Below are 19,637 nucleotides of genomic sequence, written 5' to 3'. Positions count from 1 at the left end.
CATTAATCATTAATCATTGAAGATGAATTTTTTAGCGCATATTTTTTTATCAGGAGAAGGGGATGATTTACTAAAATTAGGGAACTTTATGGGGGATACTGTGCGAGGAAAACAGTATTTGAACTATCCTAAAGAAGTACAACGAGGGATTCTTCTACATAGACAGATAGATACTTTTACAGATGCCCATCCACTTTTTCGACAAAGTAAAAAGAGGTTGGTGCCTTTTTATGGACATTATGCAGGAGTGATTACTGATGTTTTTTATGACTATTTCTTGACTAAACACTGGAAAAACTTCTCAACAGAGGATTTAGATGGCTATATTGAGCGTTTTTATACCCTTATACAAGAGAAAAAGGAGGTGTTAAACCCGCAAATGCAGTCCATTGCCAGCTATATGATGCGAGATAATTGGCTCAAAGCCTACCAAAGTTACTCAGGTCTTGCTCAAATTCTCTATCAGATGGATAAGCGCACTGACTTTCGTTCTCAGATGCAGTATGCAATAACCTCCCTACAAGCGGAAGAGTCTCTTTTTGAAGAGGAATTTCTCCCATTTTTTACTCAATTGCAAGAATTTGTAGATAAAAAATCTGATTATCAATTTTTAGAAACTCAAAATTCAAAACCTGAAATTCAAAACTAATGATACGTTATATCCATTTACTATTGGCTATTGTAGCCTCTGTATTCTTTGCTTTGGCAGCTGTAACAGGGATTGTCATAGGAATCAATAATATAGATCGGCAATATCCCTCTTATAGAGCAGAGAATCTTGATCAAATTACCTTAGCGCAATCCATAGTTGGAGTGAAGAGTGCTTATGTCGATGTCAGCTCTCTTACTATAGATCCACGAGGCTTTGCTGTGATCAAGGCTACAGATATGGAAGGAAAAGAGGTGAATGCTCATATAGATCCCCTTACAGGAAAGGTATTGGGAAAGATTGAAGAAAAGTCTGCTTTTGTTAAGAAAATGGTTTCTCTACATCGCTCTTTGGAATTGAAGAATGTAGGGCGTATTATTATGGGATTCATAGCACTATTCTTAGTTTTTAGTTCTGTTTCGGGGCTTATATTAATCTTTAAGAAGCAAAATGGGGCTAAGAATTTCTTTAAAAAGACAGTGAAAGATGGGTTCTCTCGCTACTATCATACTCTTTTGGGTAAATGGGTGCTTATTCCTTTGCTAATATTAGGGCTTACAGGTACTTATCTTGTATACAATCGTTTCTTAGGGGCAAAAATAGAGGCAAATCATCAGGTAGATTATGCCATAGAGGAAGCCTATGACGGAGAAGACCCTATGGATGTACAACAGATAGCTATATTTAAGCAGATCACTTTGGACAAGGTGGTGAGCGTAGAGTTTCCTTTCGATACCACTCCTGAAGATACTTATTTGGTAAAGCTCAAGGATAAGGAGCTGGTAGTGAGTCAGTTCACGGGAAATGTGCTCAGCGAGATTACTTATTCTAAGACACAGGTTTTTGCTCGTTTCTGTAAGGATTTACACACAGGGCGTACCAGTGTGTGGTGGGCGGCAGTTTTGGTGTTTTCCTGTGTGGGCATGCTCTTCTTTATCTATACAGGATTTGCCATCACCTTCTCTCGCAAGTCGGTAAAGGTACGCAATACTTGCACTCCTACCGAGGCTGAGTACATCATACTCTATGGTTCAGAGGGGGGGAATACCCTTGTGATAGCCCAAAAGGTTCTTATTCAGTTGCAGAATTTGGGAAAGAAGGCTTATCTTACCCCTCTCAATAGCTACCAGACCTATCCTAAAGGAAGTCATTTACTTATATTTACCTCCACCTATGGTGTGGGGAATCCGCCGAGTAATGCCGATAGGTTTCTTTCTTTGCTCCATAGTATACCACAGGAGCAAATGTCCTATACTGTGGTAGGTTTTGGCTCTAAGCTCTATCCAGATTACTGTGCTTTTGCTAAGGCTATAGACCAAGAACTCAAGGGGCAATCATGGGCGCAACCTTTCTTGCCCCTGTATACAGTTAATGATCAATCTATAGAAGAGTTTCTGGAGTGGGTAAAGAGTTGGAATACACATAGTGAACTTCTCCTAAGTGAGCAGAAGAGTTCTTATGAGGGAGAAAGAGCGCCTTTGTTCTCTCTAAAAGTTCTCAATACCATTAAAGAAACAGAAGAGGGACATATATTTACCCTACAATTGCAGACAAATAAAAAATATACTTCTGGAGATCTTTTAGCTATTTATCCAGATGGCAAGCAGGAACGCCTCTATTCGATAGGAAAAGTAGGGGGACAAATACAGCTTACTGTGAAGCTACATCCACATGGATTGGGGTCTAACTATCTGTATCATTTGCAGAAAGGGCAGCAGTTGAAGGCACGCATTATTTCAAATCCCTCTTTCCATATACCTAAGGAGGCTAAAAAGGTGATTTTTATTAGTTGCGGAACAGGGATTGCTCCTTTTTTAGGAATGGTTGATCAGAATAAAAACAAAGAGCTCCATATATATGCCGGATTTGGGCATAATAATGACAAATCCAAGGAATATAGTGCTTTTTTTGATGAGCAAAAAAGAAAAGGAAAGTTAAGAGAATACCATTTTATCTTTTCAAGAGAGCAAGATGAAAAGAGATATGTGACTGATTTGCTTAAGAGAGATGCTGCATTTGTCAAAGAGACTTTGGATACAGGGGGAGTGATCATGATCTGTGGTATGTTATCTATGTATAAGGATGTAGCCCAGTGGATAGATGAATCTATGCCTTTTTCGACAGCATATTATAAAGCCAGTGGACAATTTTTAGTAGATTGTTTTTAAAATGACCAAACATACCTATAACTGCCTCTTCTTAGCCCTTGGTATAGGGATAGGTTATTATTTGCATCAAGGATGGTGGTATTACCTTGGGGTGATACTGCTTTTTGTTGGAATACTCTCTTGGGGAGTGTTTGATATTCGATTGTCTTATTTTATTCCAACTATTTATCACTTAAAGAATAGAAAGGTCAAGCAGGTAGTGCTCACTTTTGATGATGGCCCTACCGAACTTACACCTCGATTTTTGGATTTGCTCAAGCGCTATGAAGCTAAGGCAGTTTTCTTTTGTATAGGATATCAAGTAGAAAAACATCCTCAGATTCTCCAGCGAATTAAGGAAGAAGGACATCTGATAGGCAACCATACCTACAGTCATATTCCTCAAAACTGTTTTGCCTCCACCGCTACTATGATCTGTGAGATACAGCGTGTAGATAATATATTGGCAAAGGAAAGGGTAACTACTCCTTATTTTCGTCCACCCTATGGGATTACTAATCCGCATATAGCAAAAGCGGCAATACAGACAAATAAAAAAGTAGTAGGTTGGGATATTCGTTCGTTGGATACAGTGATTAAGGATGAGGAAAGGCTGTTTAAGCGTATCGTATCCAAGCTGTCACAAGGTAATATTATCCTAATGCATGATACTTCAGAACGTACCCTTAGGGTGCTTGAGAGGCTCTTACAATACTTACAAGGCCATCATTATAAAATAGTAAACCAAATAGAATAACAAAAGAGGCTGTCCGAAAAGGGTAGCCTCTTTTTAGCTTTCTATTCTGTCAGAGTATAGTAGACAATAAGTTTGAGCTTCTTAGCTTCAGGCACAGAAGAGCTGTTGCCATAAAGTACAGTATATAGGGTGTTTTCAGCTGTTCCTAAGACAGTTTTCTTTTCTTGGTTATTACTATCTTTGTACTTAATACTCTTCATAGCAGAGATAGTTGTTCTACTATCCTGAGAAAGGTGAGTGGATACTGCCAATCCTATTTTTACATTATCTGCATTGTTTTTGATAAGAGTTGTTAGGTGGTCAGTAATACGTATGTGATAGTAGTAATTACCTGCCTTATCTTTCTTTAATTTTCCTATAGAAGAAATGTCTGCAGAAATTTTATTGGTAAGTTCTCCTGCATAATCACTCAATATAGTCCCTTTATCCGCATTATAGGGTAATACATAAGAAGGCAATTGGCTTACATTTACTTTAGAAGTATCCACATACAAAAGCAAATCGGCCTGGTTGATAATAGGTTTCTTTGTCTTGAGCATTTGGAAGATACGGTTGTTCTCAGGGATAGTAATCTCAGCAGTATATCCTTGCCCTCCTTTGAGATAAATCGAGTCATCAGATAGGGTTACATTCTGGTTGGTGACCTCATATTTGTTAAAGTAAATACCATTGAGAGATAATTCAAAGGAATTTCTTTTGGTATAATCACGATTGTCTTTTTTGTAAAGATAAGTGTAGATGACCTCAATCTTAGCATTCTTGAGATTGATTTGAGCCAAGAGATCTTGAGAAAAATTAGAGGATGAAATTACAATTCCTTTCAAGACCTGAGAGAAAGAAGCACTTGAGCTAAGAGAGGAGTCCCCTTCTTTATCTAATAGATAACTTTGGAATAGAGTAGGGGAGAGTTCTATACGAAAGCCAGGAGAAAGCTTGTCTTTTTCCTGAGTGGATTCGTCCTCAGTGGTAGTAGGATCATCGAATTTCTTACGAACAATAGCCTGATTGGAAGCTCCAGCTACAGTCACTTGAGCTAAGGTTGTAGCAGTAGGAAGTGAAGTGTTAGAATAATAGACTTGATTCTCTAAATTACTGTCTATATTTCTTAGATTATAGTTGAGTTCCTCTACTTTCATAGAGAACTGAGCACTTTTATTTCCGTAGATGGAGTCCAACTTATAAGTTTTGACAGTCTTGGAGGCATCATTAGGGTCTTTTTCCGTTTTTTCTGTAGCATAGAAAGGTAAGTATAAGTATACTTTTTCTACTGTTTCATTTTCATTATAAGAAGAAGTTTCTACTGTTTTGTTTTTCTCTCCAAAAGTAGGATTGGCAGTGCTCAACACCACTTGGCTTACGATGGAGACATTGGTAGTTCCTAAGTTTCCTTGGGTAAGCTGTCCGAAGATAGGATTATTCAGGTCGTTGGTCTGAATAGCACTTTCTTTTATATTATTGAATTCTAAAGGAATAGAATCCTTTTTAGGTGTGAAGAGAGGTTCTCCTAAGATATTGCTTCCTACCTGCTGAATGTCTCCATCTGTATTGCAAGAAGGAGTTAGCACACAGGCAGAAAGGAGTAGAAGGTAGGTATATATATGCTTCATTCTTTTATATGTTAGTTAAAATAAAATAGTTTGTGTACGATCCGCACCGACAGAAACCAAAGTGATAGGCACTTCCACTTCTTTTTCGATAAAGCGGATGTAATCCAAAAGTTCTTTAGGTAAGTCATGTGCACTTTTTATAGCAGAAAGGTCAGAAGACCAGCCTTTAAGCTCGGTATAGATAGGGGTTATCTCCTCGGTTTCAGTTGCATAAGGGAAGTGCTCAATGGTCTCTCCTCTGTAGAGATAAGCGGTACATACCTTTAGGGTATCAAAACCACTAAGTACATCTGCTTTCATCATCATCAGTTGAGTAACTCCACTAAGGCGGATAGCATAGCGTAGTGCTACTAAGTCGAGCCAACCGCAACGGCGCTTACGCCCTGTAGTTGCTCCTACTTCTCGTCCTATCTGAGCGATTTTTTCTCCTGTCTCATCGAAGAGTTCTGTAGGGAAAGAGCCACTACCTACACGAGTGGTGTAAGCCTTGAAGATTCCCATAACATTCTTAATTTGGTTAGGAGCGATACCTAAGCCAGTGCAAGCACCAGAAGCAGTTGTATTGGATGAAGTAACAAAGGGATAGGTGCCAAAATCAATATCTAGCATAGACCCTTGTGCGCCTTCGGCGAGAATCTTTTTGCCTTCCTTCTGAGCATGGTAGAAATAATCTTCGCTATCGATGAAGGTGAGCTGTTTCAAGGACTCAATAGCTGCAAAAAATTCCTCTTCTAACTTCTTAAGATCATACTCCAAAGACACCTTAAAGAAGCCAATCATAGAGAGGTGTTTATCGGTTAATTCTCTATAAAGCTCAGGGAAATTGGGGTGTTCCAAGTCTCCTATTCTAATTCCATTACGCCCAGTTTTATCCATATAACAAGGACCTATTCCCTTGAGCGTAGAGCCGATCTTAGCTTTCCCTTTGGAGAGCTCAGAAGCTTGGTCTAAAAGACGGTGGGTAGGTAGGATGATATGAGCCTTGCGAGAGATTAGTAAGCGTTGCTTGATGTCGATCCCAAAAGGGGCTAATGCTTCTATTTCCTTTTGGAGAATGATAGGATCTATCACTACTCCATTACCAATAACATTGATAACATTGGGGCGGAAGATACCCGAAGGAATGGTGTGTAATACATGCTTTACCCCCTCGAACTCAAGGGTATGTCCTGCGTTAGGCCCTCCTTGGAAGCGGGCAATGATATCATATTTAGGAGTAAGAACATCTACTATCTTCCCCTTTCCTTCATCTCCCCATTGGAGACCAAGTAGCAAATCTACTGACATGATTATTGATTTTGAGCTTCGTTAGTGTTTTCTTTTTTGTTGCGCCTACCATAGAAATAAAGAGAGTGGTTGTCAATAGTGATATCAAAAACCTCCTCTATAGTTTGCTTGATAGCTTGGATACGAGGGTCACAGAACTCCACTACTTCTCCTGTGTCGGTAAGAATCACATGGTCATGTTGGCGGTCAAAGTATGACTTCTCATAGTGAGCCTGGTTTTGTCCAAACTGGTGACGACGTACCAGCCCACAATCCAAAAGAATTTCTATAGTATTGTAGAGTGTAGCACGGCTTACACGATAGTTTTTGTTTTTCATTTTGATATAGAGAGACTCAATATCAAAATGTTCATTACTATCATAGATTTCCTGAAGTACAGCATATCGCTCGGGAGTCTTGCGATGTGCATGCTCTTCTAAATATTTAGTAAAAACCTTTTTAACTATTTCTTGATTTTCTACATTTGTTCCCATAAAAAAGTATCTATTTCGCGACAAATTTACAAAATAAAAACAGATGGACAAAATTATTTGTTGTTTATTTGCAAATTATTGAACATCAATTGTTGTTAGGGTCTAATTTGTGATGGATAATTCTGTTCATATAGTCCTGAACGAAAGCCTTTAGGTCTTGGATTCCTTTTTGGATTTCAGGATTGTCTTCCTTGCCTAAGAGGTTATTTTTCATGGCTCTATCTTCTTTTTTATAGATACCATTGACCTTGCCATTTTCATCAAGGATATAGAGATAGTTTCCTTGCATAGAACGATAGTTGTGCCCATCAGTGATATAGGCTTTAGGTTCTTCAGTGTGAGAAAATAGACTGCGCCCCCATGAGCGGAAGGGTTTGTTATATCCCATCAGGTCAACTAAAGAGGGATAAATATCTATTTGTTGGGCAATATCGGAAGATCTTCCTGGTTTTAATAAGGAAGGATTTGGACTGAAGAACATAATAGCGGCTCCCATATTGGTAATAGGTTCTTTGTAGCGATCATAATAAGTTTGATTTGGGTGATCATTTACAAATGCAAAAATAGTATTCTCAAACCAAGGTTCTTTCTTAGCGCTTTCGAAGAATTTTTTTAGCGCATAATCTGTATAACCAATACACTGATGGATTTCTAAGTTTCCTTTGTCAAATTTTCCTTCATATTTTTTAGGGATATGGAAAGGATGATGGGAGGAAACTGTGAATATAGTAGAGAAAAAGGGTTCTTTTTTCTTGCTTAATATTTCATTCATATACTGAAAGAAAGGTTCATCCCAAATTCCCCAAATACCGTCATAATCGGCCTCATTGTTATATTCTGTTTTTCCGTAATAATGATCGATTCCTAAAATATTAGAGAAACCTAAGAATCCCATAGAGCCATTGGGCGCAGAATGGAAGAAAGAAGTATCGTACCCCATTTCTTTGGCTATAGAAACTAAGGATTGGGTAGGTTGTTTTACATAAGGAGAGGAGGTGTAGGCAACCTTTAGAGTAGGAATACCTGCTAACATTGAGGACATCCCATGGATAGATTGCCAACCATTACAATAAGCATTATCAAATACATAAGAATGTTGTGCTAAGGAGTCCAAGAAAGGAGTATAAGATTTGTAGTTAGGAATATTTTCTCTTGTATTCATACATCCCCAATATTCCTTTCCAAAACTTTCTAAAATAAACAGAACTATGTTAGGCTTTTGATTGACTTCTCGGTGATATTCTTTGATAGGTTTGATGTTTTTTTCAATATAATCCTCAGATACGAAATTATATTCTCTGAATCCCTTATTTTTACCAATAGTCCGAATTAAGGTAAAGGGAGTGTTCAGTATCATATCAGCTTGTGCTGCTATAGTAACATGCCGGCTAGCATCTAAAATATTAATAGGGCGAGTAGAAGTAGCCAAATCTCCTCCTCTAATTCCAGCTAAGGTGAGTAGGCCAAAAAAGATAAAAAAGAATAAAGAAGAAATGAAATAGCTTTTCTTACCTATTTTAATAGGTCTAATTTGAATTTTTTTATAAAAATATACCCATATAGCAACCAATAAGAAAAATAGGATAAACATATACCAATACATTCCCAAAAAAGTTAGCAATAATGTTCCTTTGTTATTCTCATTTTCAATAACAGCAAACGAAGCTGTAGTAAGACGAGTCTTGCTAAAAGGATAATATAACATATCAGGAAAGTTTGTACTATAAGCTATGATATTGGTAATAAAATAGATGTAGAATACAATCTTTTGATAGTTTTTGTTTGTATTGATCCACAAGGGTAATATACTCAATAGTATAAAAAGTAGGTTCACATATAAAATAGCTGTAGTATCAAAGGCAATTCCGTAATATAAAAAAGAAAGAAATTCTGAAGTATTTTCAATAGGGATAATATCTCTATTGAACAAAAAGAATAATACTCGAGCTATCATATAAAAAGCATAAGCTAAAAATATACGATATAGAAATACCAAATATTCGTTGGTGCGAATGTGTTTCATAAGAAAATAGGTTTGAAAAAGTAAAAAAAGGTACTACTTTAGAACAAAGTAGTACCCTAAAACAAAAATTATGAAAAAAACTAAACCACTATTGTTCCTTTTCCATTTTGTCTTTGAGTTCTTGGAGTACATCCAAGTCTCCTAAAGTGGATTTTTCCACTTGCTGTGTAGCCTGGGTAGCTGCTTCTTTCACATTTTTCTCCTCTTCTTCTTTGAAGATAGCGGTGTGAGAAGCTACTACACGCTTGAATTCCTTACTGAACTCAATGATCTTGAAATCAGCAGTATCTCCTTTGCCTAATTTCTTGCCACTTTCTGTTTCTAAATGACGAGAAGGGACGAAGGCTAAGATATCTTCATTGAAAGGAACAGTAGCTCCTTTGTCTGTAATCTTAGAGATAGTACCTTGGTGGATAGTACCTACACCAAATTCATTTTCGTATTTATCCCAAGGATTAGCCTCCAATTGTTTGTGACCTAAGGCAAGCTTACGTGTATTTACATCAAGCTCAAGTACAACTACTTCCATCTTGTCACCTACAGCGCAGAACTCAGAAGGATGTTTGATTTTCTTAGTCCAAGAAAGGTCAGAGATGTATACAAGACCATCAATACCTTCTTCTAATTCTACAAATACACCGAAGTTGGTGAAGTTGCGAACAGTTCCTGTGTGGCGAGATCCTACAGGGTATTTGGCTGTGATGTCAGTCCATGGATCTACAGTAAGCTGTTTGATACCCAAAGACATTTTTCTTTCATCACGGTCTAAAGTAAGGATTACAGCTTCTACTTCATCACCTATGTTTACGAAGTCCTGAGCAGAACGCAAGTGAGTGCTCCAAGACATTTCAGAAACGTGGATAAGTCCTTCTACTCCTTCAGCTACTTCTACGAAAGCACCATAGTCAGCGATAACTACTACTTTTCCTTTTACTTTGTCACCTACCTTAAGCTCGTCAGAGAGAGCTTCCCAAGGATGTTTTTGGAGTTGTTTTAGACCCAATTGGATACGGGACTTGTTATCATCGAAATCAAGGATTACTACATTGATCTTTTGATCAAGCTCCAATACTTCGGTAGGATGGTTGATACGAGACCAAGAAAGGTCTGTGATGTGGATAAGTCCGTCTACTCCCCCGAGGTCTACAAATACTCCGTAAGAAGTGATATTCTTCACGATACCTTCGAGTACTTGACCTTTTTCGAGTTGGCCAATGATTTCTCGTTTTTGTTCTTCTATATCAGCTTCGATAAGAGCTTTGTGAGATACTACCACATTCTTGAACTCATGGTTGATTTTCACCACCTTGAATTCCATAGTTTTATTTACAAACTGGTCGTAATCGCGAATAGGTTTTACATCGATTTGAGAACCTGGTAAGAATGCTTCTATACCGAATACATCTACAATCATACCACCTTTGGTTCTGCATTTTACGAAACCATTGACAATCTCTCCACTTTCGAAAGCAGCATTGACTCTGTCCCATGCTTTGATGGTACGAGCTTTTTTGTGAGAGAGTACTAACTGACCAGTTTTATCCTCACGGATATCCACCAATACTTCCACTTTGTCACCTACCTTTAGGTTAGGATTGTAGCGGAATTCATTGAGGGAGATAACTCCTTCACTTTTTGCATTGATGTCAATAATAGCTTCGCGGTCAGTAAGGTGAGTTACAGTACCGATGACAAGTTCATCAGCTTGAGTGTCCACGAAGTTGTCTTTTACAAGGCGTTCGAACTCATTGAGTTTGTCTTTGTCTACTTGGTCAATACCTTGTTCGTACTTAGTCCAGTTGAAGTTGTCCAACTGTTCTTGTTGTTCTTTAGTAATTTCAGCCATGTGCTGATAGGGATAAATTAACTATGCCATAAGCCAAGGGAGAGAGCACAGATAGCATAGGTTAGTGATACATTAATTTATTTTATGTAATATCTTTCCCTTGATGGTTTGCTCAAAGATTTTGCAAAGGTACGACTTTATTTTGAAATACAAAATAAAATAGTAGATTTATTTTACGGTTTATATAATAGGTAATCCTGCTTCTTCCCAAGCGAGGATACCTCTCTCTAAGTTTGCCAAATGGGTATAACCTTGACTCAAGAGGAAGTCAATCGCTTTCTGACTTCTTACTCCTGATCGGCACCCGATAATAACCTTTTCATTGGTCGGAATTTGACTGAAATTCTCGGGCAAAGTCGAGAGAGCAAGGTGTAGGTAACGAGAGGTATCATAGCGTTTTTGACTCACTTCATCTGTTTCTCGTACATCTACAAGAAGAGTTCCTTGTTGGGTAAGTTCCCAAGCTTCTTTTGGGGTAACATGTTGTATTTCTGTCATAGTTGTTTTTATAAAGTTAGGGCTTCTTTGATACGGCGTAGTGCCTCGCGAAGGTCTTTTTCACTGGTAGCATAGGAGAGTCGCAAGCAGCGAGCATTGCCAAAGGCTTCTCCTGTTACGGTGGCTACATGGGCTTCTTCTAAGAGGTACAGGGCTAAGTCTCCTGCATTATGGATGGTTTTTCCTCTCAGGGTCTTGCCAAAATAGTAAGATACATCAGGGAAAAAGTAGAAAGCTCCTTCAGGGAGATTGGTCTTGAATCCTTCTATTTCGTTGAGTAATTCATGTACTATATCCCGACGGTGACGGTACTCGTCTATCATATATTGTATTTTGCTCAAGGGAGCTTTCAGGGCGGTGATACTAGCGCGCTGAGCTATACAGTTGGCGCCGCTGGTGATCTGTCCTTGCATCTTGGCACAGGCTTTGGTAATCCAAGCGGGAGCTCCCATATATCCCATGCGCCAACCGGGCATCGCAAAGGCTTTGGAGAGGCCATTAACAGTAATAGTACGCTCATACATCCCTTCTATTTCAGCCATGGAGGTATGTTGTCCTATATAGTTGATATGTTCGTAGATCTCGTCGGAAAGGAAGAAGATATGAGGGTATTTGCGGAGTACCTCTGCTAAGCCTTCTAGCTCTTCGCGAGAGTAAATGGTACCACTAGGATTGCCAGGGGAGCTAAGCCATACCATTTTGGTACGTGGAGTGATAGCTGCTTCGAGCTGTGCGGGAGTAATCTTGAAGTTGTCTTCCAGTGTAGTGGGTATATCCACGGGCACTCCCCCAGCGATTTTAGTAATATCAGAATAACTCACCCAATAGGGGGTAGGAAGGATGACCTCATCACCAGGGTTGATCATCACTAAAGCAACATTCGAGAGACATTGCTTAGCACCTGTTGATACAATAATCTGATCAGGGGTGTAGTTCAGGTGGTTGTCTTTCTTGAATTTCTCACAGATGACTTCTTTTAGTTCCATGTAGCCATCCACGGGCGAATACTTGTTGTAATTCTGCTCAATAGCTTCGATGGCTGCTTGTTTTACAAAGTCAGGTACCGCAAAATCGGGTTCACCCAAGCTAAGGCTGATGATGTCCTTTCCCTGTGCCTTTAGTTCACGAGCCTTGGCGGCCATGGCAAGGGTGGCGGAGAGTGCCATATTATTTACACGATCGGATAAAAACTCTTTCATAGGTTTGTCGAAATTTAGTAGGATGTGTTTCAAAAAACAAAAGTACGATTTTTTTTGGCAAGTAGGTCAAGAACTATTAAAAAAATTTGCGTATCTTTTTTTTAAGACTACTTTTGTCCTTTCTAACAAAAAAAACATGAAAGAAATCGTACTTATTACAGGTGCTTCCTCTGGGATAGGGAAGGCTACTGCAGAGCTTTTAGCTAAGGCAGGATATATAGTATATGGGAGTGCAAGGAATCCTCAAGAAGTTCTACAAGGAGTTACTATGTTGGCTATGGATGTGCGAGATACTGCTTCTGTGCAGCAAGCCATAGCTACTATTATAGAGCGCGAAGGACGTATAGATATCCTTATTAACAATGCTGGAGTAGGCATCACAGGAGCTATAGAGGAGACTCCTATAGAGGCCTTGGAGAATGCCTTTGAGACTAACTTCTTTGGGGCTGTACGCACTATTCAAGCAGTACTTCCTATCATGCGGAGTCAGTGTAAAGGATTGGTTATCAATATTACTTCTGTTGCATCCTACATGGGCTTGCCTTTCAGAGGGGGGTATTCGGCGAGTAAGGGCGCCCTATCCCTGCTTACAGAGACACTACGTATGGAAACACAACAATTTGGTATTACCTTCTGTAACTTAGCTCCAGGTGATGTAGCTACCGATATTGCTTCTCGGCGCTTTCATACTCCAGCCATAGAGGGCTCTCCTTACAAACAATATGCCGAGGCACTGCCACTGATGAATGAGGATGTAGACAAAGGAATGCCTGCTGAAGCCATAGCTCAGAAGATTGTCCAAATCATAAGAAAAAAGAATCCTAAGGGACACTATGTAAAGGGAAAATTCATAGAACGACTCTCACTATTGTTAAAGGCCATATTACCGGCTAAGTGCTTTGAGAAATTGCTCAAGAAACATTATAACCTCTAAGGAGGAAAGTTGTTAAAAGTCAATAGGATAAAAGAATTGTTAATAACTTATTAGAGTAAGTATTTTTATATTTCGTAGAAAAGACTTATTTTTGCCCCATGAAAACCATAGGAATTTCAAAATATTATCACATCTACCAAAAGCCAGGAGATCGCCGGTTTTATGTACAGATGCCTGAACAGACTTTGGAGTTTCGCTTCTGTGAACTCTTGGAGTTTCGCGGCAAAGTACAGGCCATAGACCTCTCTGCTCATTTTGACTACTCTCAGCCAGGTATAGAGATACTTACTTTCTGTGGTGGTAAGTACCTATGTGTATTCACTACAGAGCAAATAGTAGACTTGCAAAAGTTGCTTTTTGAGATATTTGAAGGGGTATCTGAGAAAGAAATCTTTACCAAATATGTACTATTATGATTGTGGTTACAGGAGGCACAGGGCTGGTAGGAGCTCATTTGCTCTATGAACTACTTTGTGCTGGTGCTACTACTATAAGAGCCCTTTATCGCAAGAGTAAAAACACTTCTCTTTTAGAAAAAATATTTCAAACATATAATCCTAATGCCTTGCCCCTTATCCAAAAAATAGAGTGGGTACAGGCTGATATTTTGGATGTTCCAGCTTTAGAAAGGGCACTACAAGGGGTAGACTTCCTTTATCATTGTGCAGGTATGGTCTCCTTTGACGATTCAGATGCCCAACTACTTTATCAGAACAACGTAGAAGGTACTGCAAATATAGTGAATATAGCCCTATATCGGGGAGTGAAAAAACTTTGTTATGTGAGTACTATTGCTACTTTCTCAGCAAAAGAAGGAACAGAGGTTACCGAACAAACTCCACAAGAGCTATCTGTTGCCAATGACAAAGCCTATGCTCTGAGCAAATACAGTGCAGAAATGGAAGTATGGAGAGGAGTACAAGAGGGCTTGCCTGCGATAGTCGTATATCCTTCAGTAGTGGTAGGAGTAGGAGTGGAACAACATTCGGCAATGAATATTCAAAAACTATGTAGAAGTCGATATATTACCCAGGGGGGGACAGGTTTTGTAGCAGCTCAGGATGTAGCCCATGCTATGCGACTACTTATGGAATCCTTTGTAGAGAATCAGGGGTTCATCCTCAGTGGCGAAAATCTTTCCTATCAGCAGTTTTTTCAATACCTCAGCGAAAGTCATCCTAAGCTTCCTAAGAAAAAAATGCTATCCACTAATGCCTTGCGTTGGCTTTCCTATGCAGATACTTTTTTATCCTTTTTCGGGAAGAAGCGACAACTCTCGCCTAAGATGGTGCAAACACTACAATCTGTCTCCTTTTACAATGGAGAGAAGATAACCCATACCCTTCCTTTTACTTATACTCCCATACAAGAAGTACTGAAGAGGTTAGTATTATAATTTTTAACTACTTAATAACCAATAAATTATTAAAATCAAGGATTATGATGTTACACAGAAAAATAATCGTTATTACCTTACTTTTATTCTTAGGAGGGGGATTGTTCGTACAGGCACAAACACGTGTTTCCGGTCAAGTGATAGATGAGCAAGGAGAACCGATTCCCTTTGCTAATGTTATTTTTAAAAACACTCATATAGGAACCGCTTGTGATGAGAACGGTAAGTTTTCTCTTTTCTCTCAGAAAAATTATACCACTATTGAAGTGTCTTCAGTAGGGTTTACCACTAAGGAAGTAAAGCTCAAAGGGCATGATACCGAAAAGTTGAAAATAGTGTTGGCTATAGAAGAGTTGGAGGCCTTAGTCTTTGTGGAAAAACCTAAGAAGAATCTTTCGAAAAAGGAGAATCCAGCCTATCCTATTCTACAAAAAATATGGGCTAATAAGCATAAAAATATACTTACCCAAACCAAGGCTTATCAGTACAAACGCTATGAGACGGTGGAGTTGGGATTGAACAACTTAGACTCTGTTTTCCTAAAAAAAGCCTTACAGTCTGAATATAAAGAGATAAGAAACATTCTTTCCGAGAAAAAGTACAAGCAATACTTCTCTATGCCTATGTATCTTAGAGAAGAAGTCTCACAAGTGTATGGGGATAACTTGCGTAAGCTCCAGCGTACAGATATAGAGGCAGAACGTACGCAGGGGGTTATACAAACAGGTTTTGGTTTGGAACGATTTACACGTAATTTTAGAGAATTCGATGTGTATGATAATTCTTTCTATCTCTTAGATAAAACCTTTGTTAGCCCACTCTCCGAATATGGATATGGAGTATATGCCTATGTGCTGAATGATACTATAAGAAGGGATGGGCGTGAGCTGTATTCTATCTATTTCTTCCCAAAACAAGATCAAGATTTGCTTTTCAAAGGGAATTTCAAGGTGGATAGCAAGACTTATGCTATCACCTCTATACAGATGTATACAATCAAGGAAGCTTCTTTGAACTTTGTGAGAAACCTATCTGTAGAGAAAGAATACCAATGGGTGAATGATAGTCTGTTACTACCCAAAAGAGATTATTACGAAGGGGATTTTACGGTTCTGACCAAGTCCGAAGAGGAAAAAGGAATGTATGTAAAGAAGAATGTTACTTATTCTGATTACCTGCTGAATGCTCCTAAGGAAGAGGCCTTTTATTTGGCCACGATTGAGAAGTATAAGACCAATCAATTCTTCCAGCCACAAACTTATTGGAATAAAATGTCCGATGGAGATTCATTAATGACAAAAACTCAAAATCTCATACGTAGGGTAGGTGATAATAGGCGAATCAAAGGAATTTCGGATGCCCTAAATATTGTTACCTCTGGTTATATTCCTATAGGAAAATATGTTCAATTTGGTTCGTTGTGGGAGTCCTTTACCAACAATGATGTAGAAAAAAATCGTTTTCGTTTTGGATTGAGGAGTTTTGTGAGTAATGATGATCGTTTTCGTACCTATTTGTATGGAGCTTATGGGACTTTGGATAAAAAGTTCAAGTATGGTATGAGTGCTAAGTATCTATTATTTTACAAACCAAGAGTAGTCATAGGAGGGCTTTACCAGAATGACTATTCACAATTGGGCAGTATGCTTCAGAAGGACGATGCTCGCTTAGACCTTAAAAATGCCTCAAATTTTCTTTTAGCTCGTGGGGAGAACTATTATCTTACTCAGAACAAGCGTATTCAAGGAGTTGCTGATATAGGATTGTTTAAGAGCAATTTGCACATTACTCTATCGGGTACTTATCAGCAGATGAAATCGGCAGATCCAGACCATTTTTCTATAGGGTATCGTTCACCTGAAGGCGGTGTTTTTGATAAGTATTCAGATGCCAATGCCTCTTTGACACTTACCTATACACCTACAAGAAATGTTTATGGCTATGGGGTAGAACAATTCTATGGAAAGAATATTTTTCCTACTTTCCGAGCTAAGTATACAAAGGGATTTTCAGGTATACGCAATAGTCAGTTTGATTATTCTCGCTTGGAAGGGATGATTCACTATCCACAACCCCTATGGAGTATAGGAATCCTTCATACAGTGGTGGAAGGAGGGAAAGTATTTGGAGCAGTACCTTTGCCACTACTTACTCCTACTCCAGCCAACCAGACCTATGCCACCTCTCAGCGAGAGTTCAACCGGACTTTCCAATTGTTAGACTATTATGACTTTGTGACAGATGCTTATATTAATGTATATGCAGAACATCATTTTAATGGTTTCCTACTGAATCGCCTGCCGCTGATTAAAAAGACCAAATGGCGCAGCTTGCTCTTAGCCAGAATGGCCTATGGTACTCTCAGGGAGGAAAATAGAGAGGTGAGTGCTTCCAATATCTACTACAATGCTCCAGAGAAACTCTATTGGGAGTATGGATTTGGAATAGAGAATATAGGAATAGGAAATTTCCGTCCTATACGTGTTGATTTCATCTGGAGAAGTAGCTTTAATGATCGCAATGGAGTGAAAAATCCTTATTTTGGCATCCGATTTGGGATCAAGCCTGAATTTTAAGAAAGAAAATAAAATTAATTTAGATTATATCTAATTATTTTCTTATATTTGCCCTCTGTTACTCTAAATAAAATTTGTATGAAAAAGTTGTTTGTTATAGGGAGTCTTTTGAGCGTCATGTCCCTTTTCTCCCAACAGAAGAATGTGTTCTGGGATCGTAATTTTTGGAATGAGCATACGACCATTGCACAAGTAGTAACAGAGATAAAGAACGGAAATAGTCCTTCTGAGCTCAATGAAGCGGCTTTTGATGCTCCTTCTTTGGCAATTCTGGGGAAAGTGCCAACCCCTACAGCTATCTACCTTATAGAACAACAAGGTAATGGGGTACATAAGACTACTCATGATGGTCGTACTTATCTCTTTTGGGCAGCTAGTCAAGGCAATGTAGAACTCATTCACTACCTGCTTGAACAAGGCAGTGATATACATGCCAAAGATAGCAAAGGGTATACTCCTATTACCTTTGCAGCGCTTTTTGGGGTAACTAATCCCAAGTTATACGAAGCTTTTTTTAGAGCAGGTATAGATCCTAAAGCTACCTATGAACAAGGAGAAACCTTACTGATGAAGGTGGTGCCTTTTGATGATAATAAGCTTAGCTTGACCCATTATTTGGTTGAGAAAGGATTGAAAATCAATCAAAAAAGTCTTAGTGGAGCTACGCTTTTTGATTATGCTGCTAAAAAAGGGAATATAGACTTGCTTAAGACACTTCGTAAGAAAGTAAAGCCTACACCCCAAGCCTTGCCTATGGCTGCCGAAGGGATTGTACGCCAGCCTAATAATCCTATAGAAACTTATAAGTATCTGGTAGAGGTACAAAAAATTCCTGCTAACGCTACCGATTACAAAGGAGCTAATGCGCTTCATTACTTGGCACGCCGTCAAGACCTCCCAGCCATTGACTATCTTATCCAAAGAGGAGCTGCTACCGATGTGGTAGACAAACAAGGAAATACCGCCCTAATGAATGCTTGCTATGGCACCAATCTTGAGATTGTAAAACTTCTTGAGAAAAATAAAGAACACCTCAATCGAGCTAATCATAAAGGAGAAACCGCCTTATTAATTGCCTTGCAGCGTAGTAATAGTCAAGTGGTTGGTTTTCTCTTGGAAAAAGGAGCGGATACACGTGCTACCAATCAAAAAGGTGTGGGAGTCATAGAGGCACTTATAGCTAGCTATAATCCTCGAAAGAAAAACAATGAAGAGGATTTTGATCAAAAAGTGGCCTTACTCAGGAAATACTTAGTTGCCCTACAAGCGCCTAATTCGATAGGAGATACAGCACTCCATATGGCAGTAGTTAAGGGGGATAAGGCTCTGGTCAAAAAAGTACTCTCTTGGGCTTCTGTGGATATCAATAGCCAAAATGAGGACGGGGAGACTCCTCTTATCAAGGCTGCACTAACGGCAAAAGATACTACTTTGTTGCAATACCTTGTTGAGCATGGAGCAGATAAAAAGCTCACTACTTCCTTGGGAGAAACAGCCTATGATTTGGCAAAGGAAAATGAAGCACTCAAAAAAAGTGGAGCCAATATAGAATTTCTCAGAGAGTAAAAGAGCCAATAATGAAAAGTGACTACTGCTCACTATTACCTATTCCCTAATAATTGATGTCTCTTATAGATTACATACAACAACAAACACAAATAGAAAAAGAACCCCTTGAGGCTTTGGATGCTATTTTTCAAGTAAGAGAATATAAAAAATACAGTCTCTTACTCAAGGAAGGCAGTCTCTCACAAGAAGTTTTCTTTATAGAAGAAGGAATTGTCCGCCAGTTCTATACCAAGGAAGGCAAGGACATTACCCATGCTTTCTATGCAGAGAATAGTTTCTATACTTCTTTGGACAACATCTATTTTCATCAACCCAATCATTTTGGTTTGGAGGCTTTGGAGACATGTAGGGTACGTGTAGCAGAGTTTGTCCAAGTAGAAGCTATTATCAACAATTATCCTAAGTTAGAGCGCTTTATGCGGATGCTCTTAATATCTTTTCTCAAGAACCTATCCGATAGGCTCTATGCTATAAAGTTTCAGACGGCACAGGAGCGTTATGAGCTCTTGCTGAAGAATTATCCTCAGATACTTTTGAGAGTCCCTCTAGGACATGTGGCTTCTTTTTTAGGCATTACCCAGCAAACTCTTAGTGTGATTCGTGCAGGCAAATGATACTTTTTTAATCTATCTTAAAAATTTAGCTTGGTAAAAGCTATTTTTTTTGCCTAAAGTGT

General features: G+C 38.8%; 16 protein-coding genes. 9 read left to right on the top strand and 7 right to left on the bottom strand.

Translation table 11 applies throughout. The features are described from left to right. Positions 1 to 22 precede the first annotated feature (22 nt). The 3 genes from CAPGI0001_RS12290 to CAPGI0001_RS12280 are packed head-to-tail and all read left to right on the top strand — an operon-like array spanning position 23 to position 3,553. Positions 23 to 649 (top strand): acyl carrier protein phosphodiesterase, encoded by a 627-nt coding sequence (locus tag CAPGI0001_RS12290; protein ID WP_002670745.1) that lies wholly within the window; start codon positions 23 to 25, stop codon positions 647 to 649. Further along, positions 649 to 2,817, top strand: coding sequence for a PepSY domain-containing protein (locus CAPGI0001_RS12285; protein ID WP_002670538.1), 2,169 nt, complete (start codon positions 649 to 651; stop codon positions 2,815 to 2,817). Before CAPGI0001_RS12290 ends, CAPGI0001_RS12285 begins: the two co-directional genes overlap by 1 nt. Position 2,818: 1 nt before the next feature. Further along, positions 2,819 to 3,553: a polysaccharide deacetylase family protein gene (locus CAPGI0001_RS12280; RefSeq protein WP_002670741.1), complete on the top strand. Its 735-nt coding sequence runs from the start codon at positions 2,819 to 2,821 to the stop codon at positions 3,551 to 3,553. A gap of 41 nt (positions 3,554 to 3,594) precedes the next feature. On the opposite strand, the gene CAPGI0001_RS12275 is transcribed toward CAPGI0001_RS12280, so the two are convergent. From CAPGI0001_RS12275 to CAPGI0001_RS12245, 7 genes are all read right to left on the bottom strand, one after another. Then, the gene (locus CAPGI0001_RS12275; RefSeq protein WP_002670340.1) at positions 3,595 to 5,160 is read right to left on the bottom strand and encodes a DUF4270 family protein; all 1,566 of its coding nucleotides are present in this window, start codon (positions 5,158 to 5,160) and stop codon (positions 3,595 to 3,597) included. Positions 5,161 to 5,175: 15 nt separating this feature from the next. Beyond that, positions 5,176 to 6,447, bottom strand: a complete 1,272-nt coding sequence (locus CAPGI0001_RS12270) for an adenylosuccinate synthase (RefSeq protein ID WP_002670671.1) — start codon at positions 6,445 to 6,447, stop codon at positions 5,176 to 5,178. A gap of 2 nt (positions 6,448 to 6,449) precedes the next feature. Continuing rightward, positions 6,450 to 6,920, bottom strand: a complete 471-nt coding sequence (locus CAPGI0001_RS12265) for a Fur family transcriptional regulator (protein WP_002670702.1) — start codon at positions 6,918 to 6,920, stop codon at positions 6,450 to 6,452. Between the two features lie 85 nt (positions 6,921 to 7,005). Continuing rightward, entirely contained in the window at positions 7,006 to 8,943 is a 1,938-nt protein-coding gene (locus tag CAPGI0001_RS12260; protein ID WP_002670453.1) for an LTA synthase family protein, read from the bottom strand. Between the two features lie 88 nt (positions 8,944 to 9,031). After that, complete coding sequence (gene rpsA / locus CAPGI0001_RS12255; protein ID WP_002670473.1) at positions 9,032 to 10,789, bottom strand: 30S ribosomal protein S1; 1,758 nt, start codon at positions 10,787 to 10,789, stop codon at positions 9,032 to 9,034. 180 nt (positions 10,790 to 10,969) lie between these two features. Further along, entirely contained in the window at positions 10,970 to 11,287 is a 318-nt protein-coding gene (locus tag CAPGI0001_RS12250; protein ID WP_002670415.1) for a rhodanese-like domain-containing protein, read from the bottom strand. An 8-nt stretch (positions 11,288 to 11,295) separates the two neighbouring features. Beyond that, the gene (locus CAPGI0001_RS12245; RefSeq protein ID WP_002670659.1) at positions 11,296 to 12,486 is read right to left on the bottom strand and encodes a pyridoxal phosphate-dependent aminotransferase; all 1,191 of its coding nucleotides are present in this window, start codon (positions 12,484 to 12,486) and stop codon (positions 11,296 to 11,298) included. A gap of 136 nt (positions 12,487 to 12,622) precedes the next feature. On the opposite strand from CAPGI0001_RS12245, the gene CAPGI0001_RS12240 reads away from it, so the two are divergent. From CAPGI0001_RS12240 to CAPGI0001_RS12215, 6 genes are all read left to right on the top strand, one after another. Then, positions 12,623 to 13,420, top strand: coding sequence for an SDR family oxidoreductase (locus CAPGI0001_RS12240; protein ID WP_002670376.1), 798 nt, complete (start codon positions 12,623 to 12,625; stop codon positions 13,418 to 13,420). Between the two features lie 98 nt (positions 13,421 to 13,518). Further along, positions 13,519 to 13,836: a hypothetical protein gene (locus CAPGI0001_RS12235; RefSeq protein WP_002670642.1), complete on the top strand. Its 318-nt coding sequence runs from the start codon at positions 13,519 to 13,521 to the stop codon at positions 13,834 to 13,836. After that, positions 13,833 to 14,816 carry an NAD-dependent epimerase/dehydratase family protein gene (locus CAPGI0001_RS12230; RefSeq protein WP_002670602.1) on the top strand — a complete coding sequence of 328 codons (984 nt, stop codon included), beginning with the start codon at positions 13,833 to 13,835 and terminating at the stop codon, positions 14,814 to 14,816. The genes CAPGI0001_RS12235 and CAPGI0001_RS12230 overlap by 4 nt, the downstream gene beginning before the upstream one ends. A 44-nt stretch (positions 14,817 to 14,860) precedes the next feature. Next, complete coding sequence (locus CAPGI0001_RS12225; RefSeq protein WP_002670515.1) at positions 14,861 to 17,392, top strand: DUF5686 and carboxypeptidase-like regulatory domain-containing protein; 2,532 nt, start codon at positions 14,861 to 14,863, stop codon at positions 17,390 to 17,392. A 78-nt stretch (positions 17,393 to 17,470) separates the two neighbouring features. After that, positions 17,471 to 18,958: an ankyrin repeat domain-containing protein gene (locus CAPGI0001_RS12220; protein WP_002670508.1), complete on the top strand. Its 1,488-nt coding sequence runs from the start codon at positions 17,471 to 17,473 to the stop codon at positions 18,956 to 18,958. A gap of 56 nt (positions 18,959 to 19,014) precedes the next feature. After that, a complete protein-coding gene (locus tag CAPGI0001_RS12215; protein WP_002670604.1) occupies positions 19,015 to 19,575 on the top strand; it encodes a Crp/Fnr family transcriptional regulator in 561 nt (186 codons plus the stop codon). Positions 19,576 to 19,637 lie beyond the last annotated feature (62 nt).

It is taken from the genome of Capnocytophaga gingivalis ATCC 33624 (assembly GCF_000174755.1).
GTDB lineage: Bacteria > Bacteroidota > Bacteroidia > Flavobacteriales > Flavobacteriaceae > Capnocytophaga > Capnocytophaga gingivalis.
The sequence above is the reverse complement of the archived record's forward strand: the minus strand, read 5'-3'. Positions and strand labels throughout refer to the sequence as shown.

What these genes read in the sequence shown, in the direction of transcription:
- CAPGI0001_RS12290 (WP_002670745.1), top strand. Translation starts at nt 23, where the DNA reads ATGAATTTTTTAGCGCATATTTTTTTATCAGGAGAAGGGGATGATTTA.
- CAPGI0001_RS12285 (WP_002670538.1), top strand. Translation starts at nt 649, where the DNA reads ATGATACGTTATATCCATTTACTATTGGCTATTGTAGCCTCTGTATTC.
- CAPGI0001_RS12280 (WP_002670741.1), top strand. Translation starts at nt 2,819, where the DNA reads ATGACCAAACATACCTATAACTGCCTCTTCTTAGCCCTTGGTATAGGG.
- CAPGI0001_RS12275 (WP_002670340.1), bottom strand. Translation starts at nt 5,160, where the DNA reads ATGAAGCATATATATACCTACCTTCTACTCCTTTCTGCCTGTGTGCTA.
- CAPGI0001_RS12270 (WP_002670671.1), bottom strand. Translation starts at nt 6,447, where the DNA reads ATGTCAGTAGATTTGCTACTTGGTCTCCAATGGGGAGATGAAGGAAAG.
- CAPGI0001_RS12265 (WP_002670702.1), bottom strand. Translation starts at nt 6,920, where the DNA reads ATGGGAACAAATGTAGAAAATCAAGAAATAGTTAAAAAGGTTTTTACT.
- CAPGI0001_RS12260 (WP_002670453.1), bottom strand. Translation starts at nt 8,943, where the DNA reads ATGAAACACATTCGCACCAACGAATATTTGGTATTTCTATATCGTATA.
- rpsA (WP_002670473.1), bottom strand. Translation starts at nt 10,789, where the DNA reads ATGGCTGAAATTACTAAAGAACAACAAGAACAGTTGGACAACTTCAAC.
- CAPGI0001_RS12250 (WP_002670415.1), bottom strand. Translation starts at nt 11,287, where the DNA reads ATGACAGAAATACAACATGTTACCCCAAAAGAAGCTTGGGAACTTACC.
- CAPGI0001_RS12245 (WP_002670659.1), bottom strand. Translation starts at nt 12,486, where the DNA reads ATGAAAGAGTTTTTATCCGATCGTGTAAATAATATGGCACTCTCCGCC.
- CAPGI0001_RS12240 (WP_002670376.1), top strand. Translation starts at nt 12,623, where the DNA reads ATGAAAGAAATCGTACTTATTACAGGTGCTTCCTCTGGGATAGGGAAG.
- CAPGI0001_RS12235 (WP_002670642.1), top strand. Translation starts at nt 13,519, where the DNA reads ATGAAAACCATAGGAATTTCAAAATATTATCACATCTACCAAAAGCCA.
- CAPGI0001_RS12230 (WP_002670602.1), top strand. Translation starts at nt 13,833, where the DNA reads ATGATTGTGGTTACAGGAGGCACAGGGCTGGTAGGAGCTCATTTGCTC.
- CAPGI0001_RS12225 (WP_002670515.1), top strand. Translation starts at nt 14,861, where the DNA reads ATGATGTTACACAGAAAAATAATCGTTATTACCTTACTTTTATTCTTA.
- CAPGI0001_RS12220 (WP_002670508.1), top strand. Translation starts at nt 17,471, where the DNA reads ATGAAAAAGTTGTTTGTTATAGGGAGTCTTTTGAGCGTCATGTCCCTT.
- CAPGI0001_RS12215 (WP_002670604.1), top strand. Translation starts at nt 19,015, where the DNA reads ATGTCTCTTATAGATTACATACAACAACAAACACAAATAGAAAAAGAA.